The sequence below is a fragment of the Sphaerimonospora sp. CA-214678 genome, from assembly GCF_050942215.1.
Classification (GTDB): domain Bacteria; phylum Actinomycetota; class Actinomycetes; order Streptosporangiales; family Streptosporangiaceae; genus Sphaerimonospora.
The window spans coordinates 2239035-2255602 of the sequence record NZ_CP192056.1 but is presented as its reverse complement, the minus strand read 5'-3'; the positions used below and the strand labels follow the sequence as shown (position 1 = coordinate 2255602).

Annotated in this window: 13 protein-coding genes; 10 read left to right on the top strand and 3 right to left on the bottom strand. The window is 70.3% G+C overall.

Features of this window, described 5'->3' with window-relative positions; genetic code table 11:
* The first annotated feature begins 33 nt into the window (after positions 1-33).
* The 3 genes from ACQP1K_RS10305 to ACQP1K_RS10295 all read left to right on the top strand — a co-directional run bounded on the left by ACQP1K_RS10305 (position 34) and on the right by ACQP1K_RS10295 (position 3764).
* A complete protein-coding gene (locus ACQP1K_RS10305) occupies positions 34-756 on the top strand; it encodes a M50 family metallopeptidase (RefSeq protein WP_433500651.1) in 723 nt (240 codons plus the stop codon).
* 38 nt (positions 757-794) lie between these two features.
* Entirely contained in the window at positions 795-2285 is a 1491-nt protein-coding gene (locus ACQP1K_RS10300) for an alpha/beta hydrolase family protein (protein ID WP_433500650.1), read from the top strand.
* Between the two features lie 87 nt (positions 2286-2372).
* Positions 2373-3764 (top strand): LCP family protein, encoded by a 1392-nt coding sequence (locus ACQP1K_RS10295; RefSeq protein ID WP_433500649.1) that lies wholly within the window; start codon positions 2373-2375, stop codon positions 3762-3764.
* Positions 3765-4030: 266 nt separating this feature from the next.
* Here ACQP1K_RS10295 and ACQP1K_RS10290 read toward each other — a convergent pair whose 3' ends face one another.
* Complete coding sequence (locus ACQP1K_RS10290) at positions 4031-5020, bottom strand: enolase C-terminal domain-like protein (protein ID WP_433500648.1); 990 nt, start codon at positions 5018-5020, stop codon at positions 4031-4033.
* Between the two features lie 255 nt (positions 5021-5275).
* On the opposite strand from ACQP1K_RS10290, the gene ACQP1K_RS10285 reads away from it, so the two are divergent.
* The 6 genes from ACQP1K_RS10285 (at position 5276) to ACQP1K_RS10260 (ending at position 12304) form a co-directional block, all read left to right on the top strand.
* Positions 5276-6496, top strand: a complete 1221-nt coding sequence (locus tag ACQP1K_RS10285) for a branched-chain amino acid ABC transporter substrate-binding protein (protein WP_433500647.1) — start codon at positions 5276-5278, stop codon at positions 6494-6496.
* A 36-nt stretch (positions 6497-6532) separates the two neighbouring features.
* A complete protein-coding gene (locus tag ACQP1K_RS10280; RefSeq protein WP_433500646.1) occupies positions 6533-7459 on the top strand; it encodes a branched-chain amino acid ABC transporter permease in 927 nt (308 codons plus the stop codon).
* Positions 7456-9156: a branched-chain amino acid ABC transporter permease gene (locus ACQP1K_RS10275; RefSeq protein ID WP_433500645.1), complete on the top strand. Its 1701-nt coding sequence runs from the start codon at positions 7456-7458 to the stop codon at positions 9154-9156. The genes ACQP1K_RS10280 and ACQP1K_RS10275 overlap by 4 nt, the downstream gene beginning before the upstream one ends.
* Entirely contained in the window at positions 9153-9956 is an 804-nt protein-coding gene (locus ACQP1K_RS10270) for an ABC transporter ATP-binding protein (protein ID WP_433500644.1), read from the top strand. The genes ACQP1K_RS10275 and ACQP1K_RS10270 overlap by 4 nt, the downstream gene beginning before the upstream one ends.
* The gene (locus ACQP1K_RS10265) at positions 9953-10669 is read left to right on the top strand and encodes an ABC transporter ATP-binding protein (protein WP_433500643.1); all 717 of its coding nucleotides are present in this window, start codon (positions 9953-9955) and stop codon (positions 10667-10669) included. The genes ACQP1K_RS10270 and ACQP1K_RS10265 overlap by 4 nt, the downstream gene beginning before the upstream one ends.
* Positions 10670-10798: 129 nt before the next feature.
* Complete coding sequence (locus ACQP1K_RS10260; protein WP_433500642.1) at positions 10799-12304, top strand: aldehyde dehydrogenase family protein; 1506 nt, start codon at positions 10799-10801, stop codon at positions 12302-12304.
* 57 nt (positions 12305-12361) lie between these two features.
* On the opposite strand, the gene ACQP1K_RS10255 is transcribed toward ACQP1K_RS10260, so the two are convergent.
* Positions 12362-15295, bottom strand: coding sequence for an AAA family ATPase (locus tag ACQP1K_RS10255; RefSeq protein WP_433500641.1), 2934 nt, complete (start codon positions 15293-15295; stop codon positions 12362-12364).
* 13 nt (positions 15296-15308) lie between these two features.
* Positions 15309-16004 carry a hypothetical protein gene (locus ACQP1K_RS10250; protein ID WP_433500640.1) on the bottom strand — a complete coding sequence of 232 codons (696 nt, stop codon included), beginning with the start codon at positions 16002-16004 and terminating at the stop codon, positions 15309-15311.
* A gap of 227 nt (positions 16005-16231) precedes the next feature.
* On the opposite strand from ACQP1K_RS10250, the gene ACQP1K_RS10245 reads away from it, so the two are divergent.
* Complete coding sequence (locus ACQP1K_RS10245) at positions 16232-16519, top strand: carboxymuconolactone decarboxylase family protein (RefSeq protein WP_433500639.1); 288 nt, start codon at positions 16232-16234, stop codon at positions 16517-16519.
* Positions 16520-16568 lie beyond the last annotated feature (49 nt).

The window sequence follows — 16568 nt, the reverse complement described above, 5'->3', positions numbered from 1 at the left end:
GCGGGCGCCCGTCGCCGTTCGCCAAGCCGTACGATGCAGGGCGGAGGTGTCCCCCTGAACCTGCACGAACTGACCTCGATCCAGCCCCCGCCCCCGCTCTGGCTGGTCGTGCTGTCCGGTTTCGCCGCCCTCGCGCTCGTGGCGTACCGCCCGGCCTGGCACGCCTCCCGCGGGCTGATCACGATCGCGCACGAGGGGGGCCACGCGCTGGCGGCGGTGCTGACCCGGCGCAGGCTGAAGGGCATCCGGCTCCACTCCGACACCTCGGGCCTGACGCTGACCAGGGGCAGGCCCACAGGGCCCGGCATGATCATCACGGCGGCCGCCGGCTACGTCGCGCCGTCGCTGATCGGGCTGGGCGCCGCCTGGCTGCTGGCCGACGGGCACGTCACGCTCCTGTTGTGGGCCGTGATCACGCTGCTGGCCTGCATGCTGCTGATGATCAGGAATTTCTTCGGCGCCGTGTCGCTGCTCGTCGTCGGCGGCGCGATCTTCGCGCTGACCTGGTTCGCGCCACCGGAGGTGCGGGCCGTCTGCGCGCACATCGGGGTGTGGTTCCTGCTGCTCGGCGGCGTGCGCCCGATCCTGGAGCTGCGGTCCAAGCGCAGTCGCGGCCGCGCCCCGGACTCCGACGCCGACCAGCTCGCCCGGCTCACCCACGTCCCCGGCGCCTTCTGGGTCGCGCTCTTCCTGCTCGTCTCCGTTGCCGCCCTCGGCGCCGGCGGCTACCTCCTCGTTGATCGAGTAATGACTTAATCTGGATTTGGTATCGCAGTCGTACCGGGAGTCGGGGTATGAGCGTCGGGCGGGGGACGATCGGAATGATCGCCGGCAGCCTGATGGTGATTTTGGCCACGCTCGGCTACGTGCTCTCCCCTCCGACGTTCGACCCCGCGCCGCTGGCGGCCTCGGAGAACTTCCACTCCCTGCCGGCGCAGCCGGCGATCGAGACCCGCCCGGTCGACGCGAGCGCGCCGATCCGCACCGAGACGATCTCGGTGCCGGCCCGCCACGAGACGCTGAGGGCCGTCATCCGATATCCGCTGACACCCGGCAGGCATCCCGCCATGGTGTTCGTGCAGGGCTCGGGGTCGGGCAACGGATCCGAGTTCGACCAGCAGGCCGAGTGGCTGGCCAGGGCGGGCATCGTCACGCTCGCCTACGACAAGCGCACGGTCGGCTACTCCTTCCCCACCCGCGACTTCTCCCTGCTCGCCGACGACGCCCTGCGCATGCTGCGGGTGCTGCTGCAGCGGCCCGACGTCGACCCGGCCAGGGCGGGGTTATGGGGGGTGAGCGAGGGCGGCTGGGTCGTGCCGATCGCCGCCGGCACCGGTGAGGCCGCGTTCGTGGTGCTGGTGTCCTCGCCGAACGTGTCGCCGATGCGGCAGGTCGCCTGGGCGCTGAACGAGCAGCTGCTGCGCCTGCACGCCCCGCCGGGCGTGCGCGACCTGCTCACCCGCGCGATGGGCGGGGTGGGCTTCGAGTTCCTCCGCCACGACGGGGTCCCCGCGCTCCGCGGGATCAAACGGCCGGTCCTGGCCCTCTACGGCACGGACGACCCGTCGATCCCGTTCGTGGAGAGCACGGAAACGCTCGTCAACGCCCTCCGCGACGGCGGCAACCCCGACTACACGATCCGCTTCCTCGCCGGGGCCGACCACGCGATGCGGATCGGCGGCGGGCCGTACGCGCCCGCGTACCTGCCCACGCTCGCCAACTGGATCAAGGATCTGCCGCGTACGGCCACGCCGGCCGCGGCGATCGCCGGGGCGACGCCGGTGCAGCGCTACGAGGCCAGCGACGTGCCGGCCGCGCCGTGGTACGGCCACACCTCGATCCTGTGGCTGACGCTCTGCCTGGCCGCCGTCGGCTATGTCGCCGCCCCGGTCACCGAGATGGTCGTCCGGCTGCGAGGCCGCGACCCACGGCTCCAGACGGACCTGGAGATGTGGCCGGGCATCCGGCGACGGCTGCGCCGGATGGCCTGGGTCGGCCTGGGCGAATTGGCCGCGGTCGTCGCCTTCATCACACTGATCGTGCTGTTCTCGGTCAACCAGGCCGGCGCGTGGCCCGCCGTACAAGCCGGATGGCTGGTCGTACGGCTGCTCACCGTGGTGATGCTGGTGCAGGAGGTGACGGCGGCGGTGGCCGTCGTGACCGCGCTGCGCGCCGGGTGGGAGCCCACGCGCTGGCAGCGCAGCGTGCTCGCGGGCGTGCTCGGCGGCACCGCGCTGCTGCTGCTCACGGCCGCCTACTTCGGGTTGTTCGCCATTCCCTGGTGACGGTCAAATGGCGGTACCGACTCTCCCAGCCGGCCCACGAGCCCGGTTTTCGCGCGAGGTGACCGCTTCAATTGAGGCGTGTCGGCGATGCGGGAAGCGACCGAGGAGCGGACAGCGCCGGAGGAGACGGGGCGGGGCGCCGCGCTGATCGGCTGGGTGGCGCTGTCGGCCGTGCTGCCGGGCGCCGCGCACCTGCGGGCCGGTTGGCGGCGCACCGGAACGCTGCTGCTCGTCTGCCATCTGTCGGCCGTCACCAGCGTGATCCTCGTGGCAGCGGGCGCGGACGCCGGGCTGGCCGGGCGGGCGCTCAACTGGCTCAGCCAGATCGCCGCCGTCGCCTGGGCCGCCGCCGTCGCGTGGTTCTGCCTGATCCTCCACTCCTACCTGGTGCTGCGGCCGAGACGCCTGCCGTACCGGGGACAGGTCGCCACCGGGCTGATCGCCGGGGTGCTCGCGGTGGCCTCGGCGGCGCCGTTCGCGCTCGCCGCCCGATATCTGACCGTTTCCCGGCAGACGCTCGACTCGGTCTTCGGCACGCCGGTCTCCGGTCCGCGGAGCCACGACCCCTGGGCGGGCCGCGAGCGGATCAACGTGCTCCTGCTCGGCGGCGACTGGGGGCGCGACCGCGTCGGCGTGCGTACCGACAGCATCAACGTGGCGAGCGTGGACGTCCGCACCGGCGAGACGGTGCTGCTGGGCCTGCCGCGGAACCTGGAGCACGTCCGTTTTCCCCCGGGCAGCCCCATGGAGCGCCGCTTCCCCTACGGTTTCGAGCTGCCCGAGTCGAAGCCGGGCTGGCGCGAGGACCTGCTGTTCTCGGTGTGGCAGTACGCCGACGATCACCCCGAGCTGTTCGGCGGGCGCCGCGGCATGGGGGCCGAGACGCTGAAGCAGACCGTGGCGTACACGCTCGGCGTCCCGATCGACTGGTACGCGCTGGTCAACATCTGGGGCTTCGCGAAGATCATCGACGCGCTCGGCGGCCTCGTCCTCACCGTCGACCACGACATCGTGTTCGGCCGGTACGACGAGGGCCTGCTCCCGGCGGGCACCCGGCGGCTCAGCGGCGCCGAGGCGCTGTGGTACGCCCGGTCCCGCACCTTCAGCGACGACTTCGCCCGCATGCGCAGGCAGCGCTGCGTGTTCAACGCGCTGCTCGCCCAGGCCGACCCGGCGGCCGTGCTGCGCCGCTTCAGCGAGATCGCCGCCATCGCCCGCGGGATCATCCGTACGGACATCCCCCGGCCCATGCTGGAGCACCTGGTGCCGCTCGCCTGGAAGGTGAAGCGGGCCGAGGTGCGGAGCCTGCAGTTCATGCCACCGACGATCAGTACGGTCCACCCCGACTGGGAGCGCATCCGCGAGCTCACCGCCAAGGCGATCGAGCCCCGCCCCTCCCCCAGGCGGCGTACGCGGGCGTCCGCCGCCCCGTCCGCCACCGCCCCGATCTCCGACGGCTGCGGCACACCCCACCCGTGATCTTGCGAATACTCGCAGGAAGAGCCGTGAGCAGGGATTTCACGTTCGTGATCTTGCACTTCCTCGCAGGCATACACCCTGAGCAGCGGAAACACCATTGGTGATCTTGCACTCGCGAGTGCAAGATCACGAAACACATATGTGCAGCTCAGACGACTCGCGTGCGAGGATCTGCAAGATCACGGGAGCGATCGCCCCAGGCCAGGAGGGTGATCTGCGAGAAAGTACAAGATCACGGGAGGGGTGTGGGGCGGGTCGAGGTCTGGCTAGACCCGGAAGGACTCGCGGGCGAGGCGCCGTACCCGCGACTCGTCCACGGTGTGGCCGAGGCCCGGCTGGGTGAGCGGCACGGCGACGACGCCGCCCGACGCGTCGACGGGCGGGAGGACGACCTGGGCGCTTCGCGGCGGCTCGGCCACGTCGCTCGGCATCGAGCAGCCCGGCAGGCTCGCCACCGCCACGGTGGCGGCACGCGCCAGACCCGCGCCGTGCCCGCCGGCGCAGATGATGTCCCACCCGGCGGCGACCGCGTGATCGTGCACGAGCCGTACGGCACCGAGCGAGCCGATCAGCGCCGGGCGAAGCAGCAGCGCGCGACCGGCTCTCAGGCCGATCGCCTCCTGTAGCTCTGCCACCGAGCCGACCTCGACCGCCACCGCCGCGGCCACCCGGTCCTGCAGGTCGGCGCTGGTCAGCAGATCCTTGAACGGACGCTCGATGGCGACGACGCCGTAGGCGTCCAGCGCCTCGAGCTGGCTCGTCGCGGTGTAGGCGCCGTGCCCGTCGACGGCGATGGCCAGGCCCGGATAGGCGGCGCGGACGGCCCGGAGCGGCTCGACGTCCCAGCCCGGGTAGACGTCGAGCGTCACGTGCCCGTACCCCGCGCAGACGTGCCGGTTCACCCGGGCGATCATGCTTTCCAGCGAGCGGTCGGCCGCCAGCCGCACGGTGCCGATCAGGGAGGTACGGCTCCCGCCGAGGGCGTGCGCGAGCGGGACGCCGTTCATCCGGCCCCACAGGTCCCAGACCGCCATGTCCCCGGCCGATCCGCCGGGGATCTCCCCCAGCTCCGCCGGGTGCTCCCAGTCGACGCCGACGAGGGCGGGAAGCGATCGCTCCACCCCGGGAGCCGGCCCGACGACCTCGCCCCAGCCGGTCACGCCGCCGTAGTCCGTGAGCTTGACCAGCGTGGTCTCCGGACGCCTGCCGTACGGCAGGATCATCCTGAAGACCTCCAGTTCTCGGACGCGCGGCACCTGACCCCCTTCGGATAGACCCTACGCCCAACGGGCGGGTGTCCCGGTCACGGCGACCTCCCGGCCGGCATGGTCGGCCCGCCCGGGCGGGCTGTGACCGTCGCCGTCGCGGCGACACGACTGCCGGTCATGACGAGAAATAACGCAAGAGTAACGGTTTGGAACGACCCCGCTGGGACGGCTCGCATCACGAGTAACGTCCTCACGTCGTCTTGTGATCTCCCTTTCCCTCTTGAAGAATTCGCGGAGGAAACCGTGCGTCAGCGTGCTTTTCTCAGGAGCGGCGCTCTGCTGGTCGTCGGAGCCCTGGCCCTGGCGGCGTGCGGGACGCGGGCGAACGAGTCCGGCGGCGGGTCCGCGGACGGGCAGAAGGTCGTGAAGATCGGAGTGATCGCGCCGCTGACCGGCAACCTGTCGGCGATCGGGCTGGGCATACGCAACTCGGTCGATCTGGCGATCCGCCAGGCGAACGAGCAGAACGCGCTCCCCGGCTGGAAGATCGAGCTGCGGGCCGAGGACGACCAGGCCACCCCGCAGGTGGGCCAGCAGGCGGCGAGCACGCTGGCGGACGACCCGGCGATCGCCGGAGTGGTCGGGACGTACAACTCGAGCGTGGCCCAGAACGTGATGCCAGTGCTCGACAAGGCCGGCATCGTCCAGGTGTCGCCCGGCAACACCGGCCCGGCGCTGACCATGGGCGAGGACCTGGACAACCCGAAGCGGCCCTACCACAACTACTTCCGCACCTGCACCACCGACGCGGTCCAGGGGCCGTTCGGCGCGCGTTACGTCTACAACACGCTCGGCATCAAGAAGATCGCGACGATCAACGACAAGAAGACGTACGGCGTGGGCCTGGTGGCGCAGTTCACCAAGGAGTTCAAGGCGCTCGGCGGCGAGGTGGTCTCCGAGCAGACGATCAACCCGGATGACACCGACTACTCGTCGGTGATCGCCAAGGTGGCGGCGGCCGAGCCCGACCTGCTCTACTACGGCGGGGAGTACCCCCAGGGCGGCCCGCTGAGCCGGCAGATGAAGGCGCGCGGGCTGAATGTCCCGCTGATGGGCGGCGACGGCATCGTCGACCCCAAGTACATCGAGCTCGGCGGCGACACCTCGGCCGGCGACTTCGGCACCAGCGTGGGTGCTCCGGTGGAGTCGCTGGACTCGGCGAAGGCGTTCGTGGACGCCTATCAGAAGGCCGGGTTCAGCGAGTCGTACTCGGCGTACGGCGCCTACGCCTTCGACGCCGCGAACGCGATCATCAACGGGCTGAAGGTGTCGCTGAAGGACGCGACGGAGATCACCGCGGACGTGCGCGAGGCGACGATCCAGGCGGTGCAGAACACCTCGTTCGAGGGAACCTCGGGGCACGTGGCGTTCGACGAGTTCGGCGACAACACCACGAAGATCCTCACGGTCTACAAGGTCGAGGGCGGCGCGTGGACGGCGGCCCACACCGACTCCTTCAAGTAGTCCGCCGGGAGTGGTGACGGGTCCGCGGAGGTTCGGGTGCTCACCCAGTTCGTGCAGCAGTTGGCCAACGGGGTCGTGCTGGGCGCCATGTACGCCCTGATCGCGTTGGGCTACACGATGGTGTACGGCATCATCCAGTTGATCAACTTCGCACACGGCGAGATCTTCATGATCGGCGCGTTCGGGGCGTTCACGGTCTACCGGTACGTCCTGCCGGACGAGACGAGCCTGTGGGTCGCGCTGCCGCTGATGCTGATCGGCGGGGTGCTCGCCGCCGTGCTCGTGGCCGTGGCGATGGAGCGGTTCGCCTATCGACCGTTGCGCAACGCGCCCCGGTTGGCCCCGCTGATCACGGCGATCGGCGTGTCGATCGCGCTGCAGGAGGCGGTGCGGCTCTACTACCCCGACGCCCGGTCGAAGCTGGCGTTCCCGCAGCTGATCAGCGGGTCGCCGGTCCCGCTCGGGTTCGGCGCGAGCGTGGACCGTGCCTCGGTCGTGGTGGTGCTCGTGTCGGTGCTCTGCATGGTGGCGCTGACGCTGTTCGTACGGCGGAGCCGTATGGGGCGGGCGATGCAGGCGACCGCACAGGACCCGGACACCGCCCGGCTGATGGGGATCGACATCGACCGGGTGATCGTGGTGTCCTTCGTGCTGGGGGCGGCGCTGGCGGCGGTGGCCGGGATGGCGCAGGGGCTGTACCTGGGACAGATCGACTTCCGGATGGGGTTCATCGCCGGGTTGAAGGCGTTCACCGCGGCGGTGCTCGGCGGGATCGGCAACATCCAGGGCGCGGTGGTCGGCGGGTTCGCGCTCGGCCTGGTCGAGGTGATGGCCGTGCAGTACATCCCCGGCCAGTTCGGCGGAGGGGCGTGGAAGGACGTGTGGGCGTTCGCGCTGCTGATCTTGGTGCTGGTCTTCCGGCCGCAGGGGCTGCTGGGTGAGCGAGTGGCGGACCGGGCATGAACGGCGGAGCGGACACCCCACCGCGGCGACCGGCCGAGAAGGGCCGGGTTTCGACGGCCACGGCCCGTACGGCGACGCTGCTCGGCGCGGCGTCGAGCCTCGCATCGACGTTCCTGGCCTGGTCGTACGGCAGCGCGTTCCCCGGAGATCTGACGATCTACGGTTACCCCGGCGGCGCCCAGGTGCATGTGCTGGTTCTGGCGGCCGTCGCGATCGCGCTGCTGCTGATCGAGGCCGGTCCGCTGCGCCGGGTGGTGACGCCGGGCGGGGCCGGCGGCACGGTCCGCGTCCTGGCCTCGGGCGTGTTCCTGATCACGGCGTTCACGGTGATCGCGATCGGCGTCGAGCTTGGCGGGATGATCAACGTGGAGTGGGGCGGCTGGGTCGCCCTGCTGGCCGCCTCGGTGTTCGTCGTGGCCGCCCGGCTGCTGCCGGCCGATCGGCCGGCGGTGTGGTCGTACCGCCTGCCCGACTGGGTGGAGTTCCTGGTCATCGCCGTGGTGCTGGGCCTGGCGCTGGCCGCGTTCGTGCAGGCGCTGGCGATTCCCGAGTGGGAGATCTTCCTGTGCTACCTGGTCGCCCTGGGCGCCGCCCTGGCCGCGGCCTGGCGGCTGGGACCGGCCGCGTGGATCTCCGCGGTGGGCGCACGGCACCGGGGAGTCACGGTGACCGCCGCGTTCGTCGTCGCCGCAGCCTTCCCGTTCACCCAGGGCTCGGACAACCACTGGCTGAACGTGATGGTCAACGTGGGGATCTTCGCCACCACGGCGATCGGGCTGAACATCGTGGTCGGCCTGGCCGGGCTGCTGGACCTGGGGTACGTGGCGTTCCTCGGCGTGGGCGCGTACGTGGGGGCGCTGCTGTCCGGCGCCGCCGCGAGCTCCATCGGCTGGAATCCGCCGTTCGCGGTCACCGTGGTGATCGGCGCGGTGGTCACCGCGATCGTCGGAGTGATCATCGGGACGCCGACGCTGCGGGTGCGCGGCGACTATCTGGCGATCGTGACACTGGGCTTCGGCGAGATCTTCCGGATCACCGTGAACAACCTCGACGGCAGCACCGGCCCGCAGGTGACGAACGGGCCGAACGGCATCCCCGGGATTCCTGACCTGACGTTCCTCGGGGTCGACTTCGGCCGGTCGCACACGGTCTTCGGGATGAACCTGGGATATTTCGCGAACTACTTCTTCCTGGAACTGGTGCTGATCGCGTTCGTGATCCTGGTGTTCTCGCGGATGAACAACTCCCGGCTCGGCCGGGCCTGGCTGGCGATCCGCGAGGACGAGGTGGCCGCGCAGGCGGCGGGGATCAACACGTTCCGGTTGAAGCTGCTGGCCTTCGCCCTCGGCGCGACGCTCGCCGGGATGGCGGGCACCATCCAGGCGCACGCCATCTCCTCCATCACCCCCGACTCCTATCAGTTCCTCAACTCGGCGTTCCTGGTCGCCGCCGTGGTGCTCGGCGGGATGGGCACGGTCACCGGCGCGATGCTCGGATCCGTGGTGCTGTTGCTGCTGCCGGAGAAGTTCCGGTTCTTCCAGGACAACAAGCTGCTGATCTTCGGCCTGACGCTGGTGCTGATGATGCGGTTCCGGCCGGAGGGAATGATCGCGAACAAGCGCCGGCAGGCGGAGTTCCACGAGGAGGAGATCTCCGAGCGGCTCGGCCGGGAGGCCCGGGCGGAGGGAGCGCGATGAAGGCGGACGCGCGGCGCGCCCCGGTGCTCGAGGCGTCCGGGGTGACGATGCGCTTCGGCGGGCTCACCGCGGTCGACGGCGTCGACTTCACGGTCGGCGAGAGGGAGATCGTCGGGCTGATCGGCCCGAACGGGGCGGGCAAGACGACGTTCTTCAACTGCCTGACCGGCATGTACGTGCCCACGGCCGGCCGGGTGACCTACCGCGGCACGCCTCTGTCGGGCAGACCGCACCTGGTCACCAAGACCGGCATCGCCCGCACCTTCCAGAACATCCGGCTGTTCCCGAACATGACGGCGCTGGAGAACGTCAAGGTCGGCAGGCACTGCCGTACCACCGTCGGCGCGCTCTCCGCGCTCGTGCGCGGTCCGAAGTATCGGCGGGAGGAACGGGAGACCGAGGCACGGGCCCGGGAACTGCTCGACTTCGTCGGCCTTGCCGACACGGCCGACGGCCTGGCCCGCAACCTGTCCTACGGGGACCAGCGGCGACTGGAGATCGCCCGGGCGCTGGCAAGCGACCCGGGTCTGCTGCTGCTGGACGAGCCGACCGCCGGAATGAACCCGCAGGAGACCCAGCAGACCAAGGACCTGGTGTTCAAGATCCGGGAACGCGGCCTGGCCGTGGTGGTGATCGAGCACGACATGAGGTTCATCTTCACCCTCTGCGACCGGGTCGCCGTGCTCGTCCAGGGACGCAAGCTCACCGAGGGCAGCCCGGGCGAGGTGCAGCGCGACGAGCGGGTGATCGCCGCCTACATCGGCACGCCGGCGGGATCGTCTGGATCGGAGCGGTCATGAGCGCGATGCTCGAAGTGGACGACCTGCGGGTCGCCTATGGCAACATCCTGGCCGTCAAGGGGATCACCTTCCGGGTCGAGCAGGGGCAGGTCGTCACGCTGATCGGCGGGAACGGCGCCGGCAAGACCACCACCCTGCGCACCCTGTCCGGGCTGCTCCACCCCGTCGGCGGACAGATCAGGTTCAAGGGGCGGCGGATCGACGGCATGGCCGCGCACAAGATCGTCGAGTTGGGGATCGCGCACTCGCCGGAGGGCCGGCATATCTTCCCCCGCATGACGATCGAGGAGAACCTGCTGCTCGGCGCCTATCTGCGCCGGGACGGCGCGGCGATCGAACAGGACGTGCGGCGGACCTATGAGCTGTTCCCGGTGCTCGGCGAGCGCCGCAGGCAGGCCGCCGGGACGCTCTCGGGCGGCGAGCAGCAGATGCTCGCCATGGGCCGGGCCATGATGAGCAGGCCCGAGCTGCTCATGCTCGACGAGCCGTCCATGGGCCTGTCCCCCATCATGATGCAGAAGATCATGGAGACCGTCGCCGCGCTCAGGGCGTCCGGCACCACCATCCTGCTGGTCGAGCAGAACGCCCAGGCGGCGCTCGACCTCGCCGACCGCGGATATGTGCTGGAGACCGGCCGCATCGTGCTCGAAGACCACGGGCAGGCCCTGCTCGGCGACGATCAGGTACGCAAGGCCTACCTCGGCGAGGACTGAATCGTCGGTGGCGGCTGACATGCCCGGGGCATGACTGAGGCGGGACACGGCGAAGGCTATAGGCAGGCACGGTGGCCGGAGAATACGGTGTAGTCGAGGCTGCAGACACCAGAAAATCCGGAGGTCAGCGTGACCCGCCAAATCGTTTCCGTCATCGGGGACAGTGAGGCCGTTTCCGGAACGGTCTACGAGTCGATCAATCCGGCGCGGCCCGACGAGATCGTCGCGTCCGTCATGCTGGCCGATGCCGGCACGTTCGCCGGCGCGTGCCGTACGGCGGCCGCCGCCCAGCGGGAGTGGGCGCGGGTCCCGGCACCGGTCCGCGGGCGGGTGATCGCGTCGATCGGCCGCCTGGTCGAGGCCAACACCGAGGCGCTGGCCCGGCTGGTCACCGAGGAGATCGGCAAGCCGTACGCCGAGGCGCTGGGCGAGGTGCGGGAGATCGTCGACACCTGCGACTTCTTCCTGGGCGAGGGCCGCCGCCTGTACGGGCAGACGGTGCCGTCGGAGATGCCGGACAAGAGCCTGTTCACGTTCCGGGTGCCGGTGGGCGTGGCCGCGATCGTGACGGCGGGCAACTTCCCGGTGGCCGTCCCCTCGTGGTATCTGGTGCCCGCCCTGCTCTGCGGCAACGCGGTGGTGTGGAAGCCCGCGGAGTACGCCGCGGCCTCCGCCCACGCGCTCTACCGGCTGCTGGCCGCGGCCGGGCTGCCCCCCGGCGTGCTGAACATCGTCTTCGCCTCCGGCGCCGACACCTATGCCGGCCTGGACTCCGCGCTGGGCGAGGGCACCGTGCACAAGGTCGGGTTCACCGGCTCCAGCGAGGTGGGCCGGAAGATCGGCGAGCTGTGCGGGCGGCACCTGCAGTCGCCGTGCCTGGAGCTCGGCGGCAAGAACCCCATGGTCGTCATGCCCGACGCCGATCTCGATCTCGCGGTCGAGGGCGCCCTGTTCTCCGGTTTCGGCACGGCCGGGCAGCGGTGCACCTCACTCGGCACGGTCATCGTGCACGAGGACGTCCACGACGAGTTCCTCGGCCGGTTCGCCGAGGCCGTACGCAACGCGAAGATCGGCGACCCCAACGGCGACGTGCTGTACGGCCCGCTGCTTGACCACAGATTCGCCGAGCGGTACGAGGAGTACCTCACCTGGGTCAGGCCGCACCACACCGTGCTGCCCGGGCCGACCGGGCGGATGGACGGCACGGGCCTCTACTACCATCCCGTGATCGTGGACGGGGTCCGCCCCGACGACCGGCTGTTCCTGGAGGAGACCTTCGGGCCGATCGTCGGGGTGACGACGTTCGGCACGCTGGACGAGGCGATCGAGCTGGCCAACCGGCCCGGGTACGGACTGTCGTCGTCGATCTACACCACGGACCCGCGGGCGGCGTTCCGGTTCCGCTCCGGGATCTCGGCGGGCATGGTCAGCGTGAACAACTCGACGTCGGGCGCCGAGGCCCACCTGCCGTTCGGCGGGAACGGCAGGTCGGGCAACGGGAGCAGGCAGAGCGGGATGTGGGTCCTCGACCAGTTCACCCGGTGGCAGGCGATGAACTGGGACTACTCGGGCCGCCTGCAGAAGGCCCAGATGGACGTGGCGGAGATCACGCCCGATCTGGGCTTCCGGCTCTGATCGGCGTCCCAGGTCGTCGGCTTCGATTACTGATCTTCGCGGGTGGGGCGACCGGCCTCACCTGGATGGGCCGGGGCCGCGGCGGCCGTCGTAACCGAGCAGCCGCATCGCGACCTCGGGATCCATGGCGGCGGCGAGCAACTGGGCACGCTCGGCGGCCCGGTCTCTGGCCGCCTCGGCCTGCCTGCGCGCCCTCCGCTGCGTGCGCGCCACCACGACGGCCGCGGTCAGACCGGTGATCAACGCGATCAGCGTGACGGCCAGCGCGAGCACGAGTCCGCTCGGCATGCCCTTCGGCGGCTCGGCGAGCACCATGCCGAGCGGGACGAACAGCAGCACGGCCGTGACGGCGCCGGCGATCGCCCAGAACGTGCCGCCGGAGGACTTCCCCGCAGCGGCGGCGGGCGGCACGGGCGGCGGCCCGCCCCTGCGGGACGCGAAGCCGTCATGCCGGACGAAGGCGGGGGCGACCAGCGCGGGCGGCGGCGCGCTCAGCACGGGCGGCCCGCCCGCCGGGCGGGACTGCATGGCCGACGGCCGAGGCGGCATGGCCGACGGGCGGGGCTGCATGGCCGACGGGCGGGGCTGCATGGCCGACGGGCGGGGCTGCATGGCCGACGGGCGGGGCTGCATGGCCGACGGGCGGGGCTGCATGGCCGACGGCGCCGATCCGGTCGAGCGCAGGGGGGCCGGTTCCCGGTGCGGCGGGACGGGCAGCTCCACCGAGACGGTGCTGTGCACGCGGTGCGCCCGCGCGGCGGCCTCGTGGTAGGTCTCGATCTCCGCGTAGAACTCATCGGAGCCGTAGACGCCGCCGTCGATGAGCGGTCCCCTCGCGCACTCGATGACCGCGACCACGTCGTCGCCGCCCAGCGTCTTGTGCTGTTCCAGGGCGTGGGCGACCGAGAGCACCTCGCGGCGGTTGTCGCGCAGCAGGTCGGCGGTCTTCTCCAGCAGGCGGGCGAGGTTGACCTCGATCCGCTCCGGAAGCAGGTCGGGCAGCGGCTCATCGCGTACGGCCCCGGGCCGGCCCTGGGCCGCTCTGCCCTCACGCAGTCCCAGCTCCTGCAGCGCCGGGAGCGAGGCCACACCGATGCCCATGCCCCAGTGCGCCTCCATCAGCCCGGTCAGCATGGTGGCCGACTGCAGGTCGCCCGACACTCCCGAGGAGTTGTCCTCGCCGAAGAACATCCGCTCCCCGGCCAGGGAGGCGAGGGAGACCATGATGTCCGCCTCGTACTCCGACCTCCACCGGGTGAACTGGTCCTCGGGCCTGATGCTGGCGACCATGCCGAGGTAGTCGGCGCCCTTCTCGATCGTCGCGATGTCGATCTCCAGGTGGTGCCGTGTGCGGTAGGCGACCACCGCGTGGCAGGCCTCGTGCACCGCCACCGCGTGACGCTCGCGTTCGATGTACTCGACGTCCTCGGGCGGGCCGAGCTGTTTGAGCCGCTTGGCCCGCATGACGTCGGACCAGGTGATGAGCTCGCGGCCGTCCCGGATCGCGGTGATCAGCGACTCGTTGACGAGGTCCTTGATCGTGGCCCCGGTTGCGTACGGAGTGATCGTGGCGAGCTTGTCGATCTGCCCGGCGGTCAGTTCGTGCCGCACCTTGCCGAAGTAGCCCTGGTAGGTGCGGATCCGGCCCGCCTTCGAGGGGTAGCCGACCTTGTAGATGCGGTCGATCCGCCCCGGCCGCAGCAGCGCCTCGTCGAGCGCCTCGGGCAGGTTGGTCGCCATCATGATCAGGATGCGGTACTTCGGCGGCGGCTTGGGCCGCATGCCGAGCAGCCGCCGCACGTAGCGGTTGACGAAGCCGCGCGGCTTCTTCAGACCGGAGATCTCGGTGAGCAGCGCCTCGAGCGTGCCCATTCCGCCACCGCCGCCCATGCCGCCGCCGTACACCAGGCGGTCGGCGATCAGCCGGCGGGTGTCCTCGCCGAGATAGGCGAACCCGTTGCATCCCGCCCGCTGGAACGGCGCGGGCCGAAAGGGGGCGGTCGTGGCGCGGCCCCAGCCGCCGGCGCCGCCGGGTGCCCCCTGGGCCAGCGCCCCCCGGTTGCCGAGCGAGTCGGCCTCGTCGAAGAAGACGATCACACCGCCGTAGCGGAGGGCCAGCTTGCGCAGCTTGCGGAACAGCGACTTGACCTTGAGCACGCCGACGCCGAAGAACATGTTGATGAACGCGCCGGGATCCACGAAGACGTACGGCTTGCCGGTGGAGCCGGCCACCGCCTCGGCGAGCAGGGTCTTGCCGGTGCCCGGCGGCCCCCACAGCAGGATGCCGCTCGGCACGTAGCCGCCCCTGGCCTCGATCTCGTCGGGCTTCTCCAGGAAGACGATGTTCTCCTTGACCCGTTCGACGACGTGGTCCTGGCCCCACACATCGGAGAAGCGGGTCTTGATGTCGTCGGGGTAGTAGACGTCGACGCCGCCGCGTGACAGAAACCAGAAGATCGCGACGAACTGGCCGACGGCGAGCAGCATGAGCAGCACGACCTGCAGGACCGTGGGCAGGAACCCCCATACCGTGGCGGGCACGCCGTACAACACCTCGATCGGTGAGACGTGCTGCACCTCGCCGAGCACGAGCGCGACGACCGCGATCCAGACGGCCCACTTGACCGCGCGGGCGATGCGGTACCGGTTCCAGTCGTTGAACCTGCGCCGCGTCCAGCGGTTCCAGCCGCCGAAGATCCGGTGCGTCCAGAAGCGGTGATAGGCGGCGGAACGCTCACTGATCAGGAAGTGCGCCTGCCTGACGGCCTCCAGACCGGCGAGCCACAGGATCCACGAGGAACCCGTGACCGTCCGCGCCAGGGCGTCGCGGGCCGACATGAGCCCGGGGAAGGCGACCATGTCGCTCCACATCAGCACGCAGAAGGCGGCGGCGAGCAGGATCAGGAACTTCCCCCTGTCCCACAGCGCGAGTCGCTTCCTGGTCGCCGGATCTCGGTCGACGGGACCGGAGCCCGGTGCGCGAAGGCTCATACAAGAGACTCCTTCATGGGTTGAGGATGCGCTTGACCTTGAAGGATTCGGCGATCAGGCCGATCTCCGCGGCATGCACCCGATGGCACTCGGGCGAACAGCTGACGACCAGGGAGGAGATCCGCGACCCGTCGGCGGACAGATAGGCGGTCTCGTCGTACGTCTGGACGGGCCCGCTGCCGTGCCGCAGGGTGAATACGCTGCGCACGCCGCGTACCCCGTCCTCCACCGGCAGCACCCGGTCCGTCAGCAGCTTGAAGTCCTTGTACGGATATATCCCGCTCTGGTCGAGTCTGCGCCGTACGTCGTCGTCGAGCGCGACGGGGAAGCCGAGGGAGTTGCGCAGCATGTTCAGCGAGGCCCGGTTCCGCTGTTCCTCACTGAGCTTCTGCACTTTGACGAGCACGAACGGCCGGTCGCCGGCTCCTGCCGGGCCGCTGACCAGATGCTCGATCGACGGGCGCTCGTCGGCGTCGTAGGCCACGATCCAGACCGCCCGCCTGAGGGCCCTTCGGTCCTCTCGCTCCTCCTCGCCGAACACCGCCCTGTCGAGCGCCTTCTGGTCGACTCGCCGCCACTCGGCGGGCACCTTGAAGTAGGTCGCCCCGTCATCGTCGTGTATGTAGGTGTACTCGGGCCCGGCGCAACCGGACAGCAGCGATGCGGCGAGGGCCGCCCCCATCAGCGTCCGACCACTCAGCGGGTGCACGAGGTGTTCATGCCCGCTTTTCCGGCTCTCCCGTGCCGGGGCGTTCCATGCCACCCCGATGAAATTGACCGAATCTTGTCCGAATTTTGATTGGCCTCGTGACCTCGACTCCGGGGAATGGCCAGGTCATCAGGACCTGACCTGCGGGGGGTGTAACACCTGAGGGTCTCGGACACGACATCTTCAATGTTGTCAGGAAATCCTTGGCCGGTAGGGGAGCTGAGCGAATGGACGGGTCGGCACTGGAGCGCTTGTTCTCCGAGGTGTGGTCGGGCGAGACGCTCACCGATCGGGACCGGCGTCTGCTGCTGCTCGGCCTCCTCGTGGGCGACGGCATGCACGACATGATCGAGACTCAGCTCGACGCGGCTCTGCGTACCGGCGTGCTGACCCCGGACGAACTGCGCGAGGTGGTCTCCTTCCTCACCCACTACGCGGGCTGGACCCGGGCGTCCCTCCTCGCCACCCGGACGGAGGAGCTGATCGCCAGGTTTCTCGGCACGCCCGATCACTGAGCCCGTCCGAGCCTCGTAGCCCCCGGTGCGTGAAGGCAAGGCACGGCTA

Bases quoted from the DNA above. Each gene is read 5' to 3' on its own strand.
- ACQP1K_RS10305 (WP_433500651.1), top strand. From the start codon at position 34: ATGCAGGGCGGAGGTGTCCCCCTGAACCTGCACGAACTGACCTCGATC.
- ACQP1K_RS10300 (WP_433500650.1), top strand. From the start codon at position 795: ATGAGCGTCGGGCGGGGGACGATCGGAATGATCGCCGGCAGCCTGATG.
- ACQP1K_RS10295 (WP_433500649.1), top strand. From the start codon at position 2,373: ATGCGGGAAGCGACCGAGGAGCGGACAGCGCCGGAGGAGACGGGGCGG.
- ACQP1K_RS10275 (WP_433500645.1), top strand. From the start codon at position 7,456: ATGAACGGCGGAGCGGACACCCCACCGCGGCGACCGGCCGAGAAGGGC.
- ACQP1K_RS10270 (WP_433500644.1), top strand. From the start codon at position 9,153: ATGAAGGCGGACGCGCGGCGCGCCCCGGTGCTCGAGGCGTCCGGGGTG.
- ACQP1K_RS10265 (WP_433500643.1), top strand. From the start codon at position 9,953: ATGAGCGCGATGCTCGAAGTGGACGACCTGCGGGTCGCCTATGGCAAC.
- ACQP1K_RS10255 (WP_433500641.1), bottom strand. From the start codon at position 15,295: ATGAGCCTTCGCGCACCGGGCTCCGGTCCCGTCGACCGAGATCCGGCG.
- ACQP1K_RS10245 (WP_433500639.1), top strand. From the start codon at position 16,232: ATGGACGGGTCGGCACTGGAGCGCTTGTTCTCCGAGGTGTGGTCGGGC.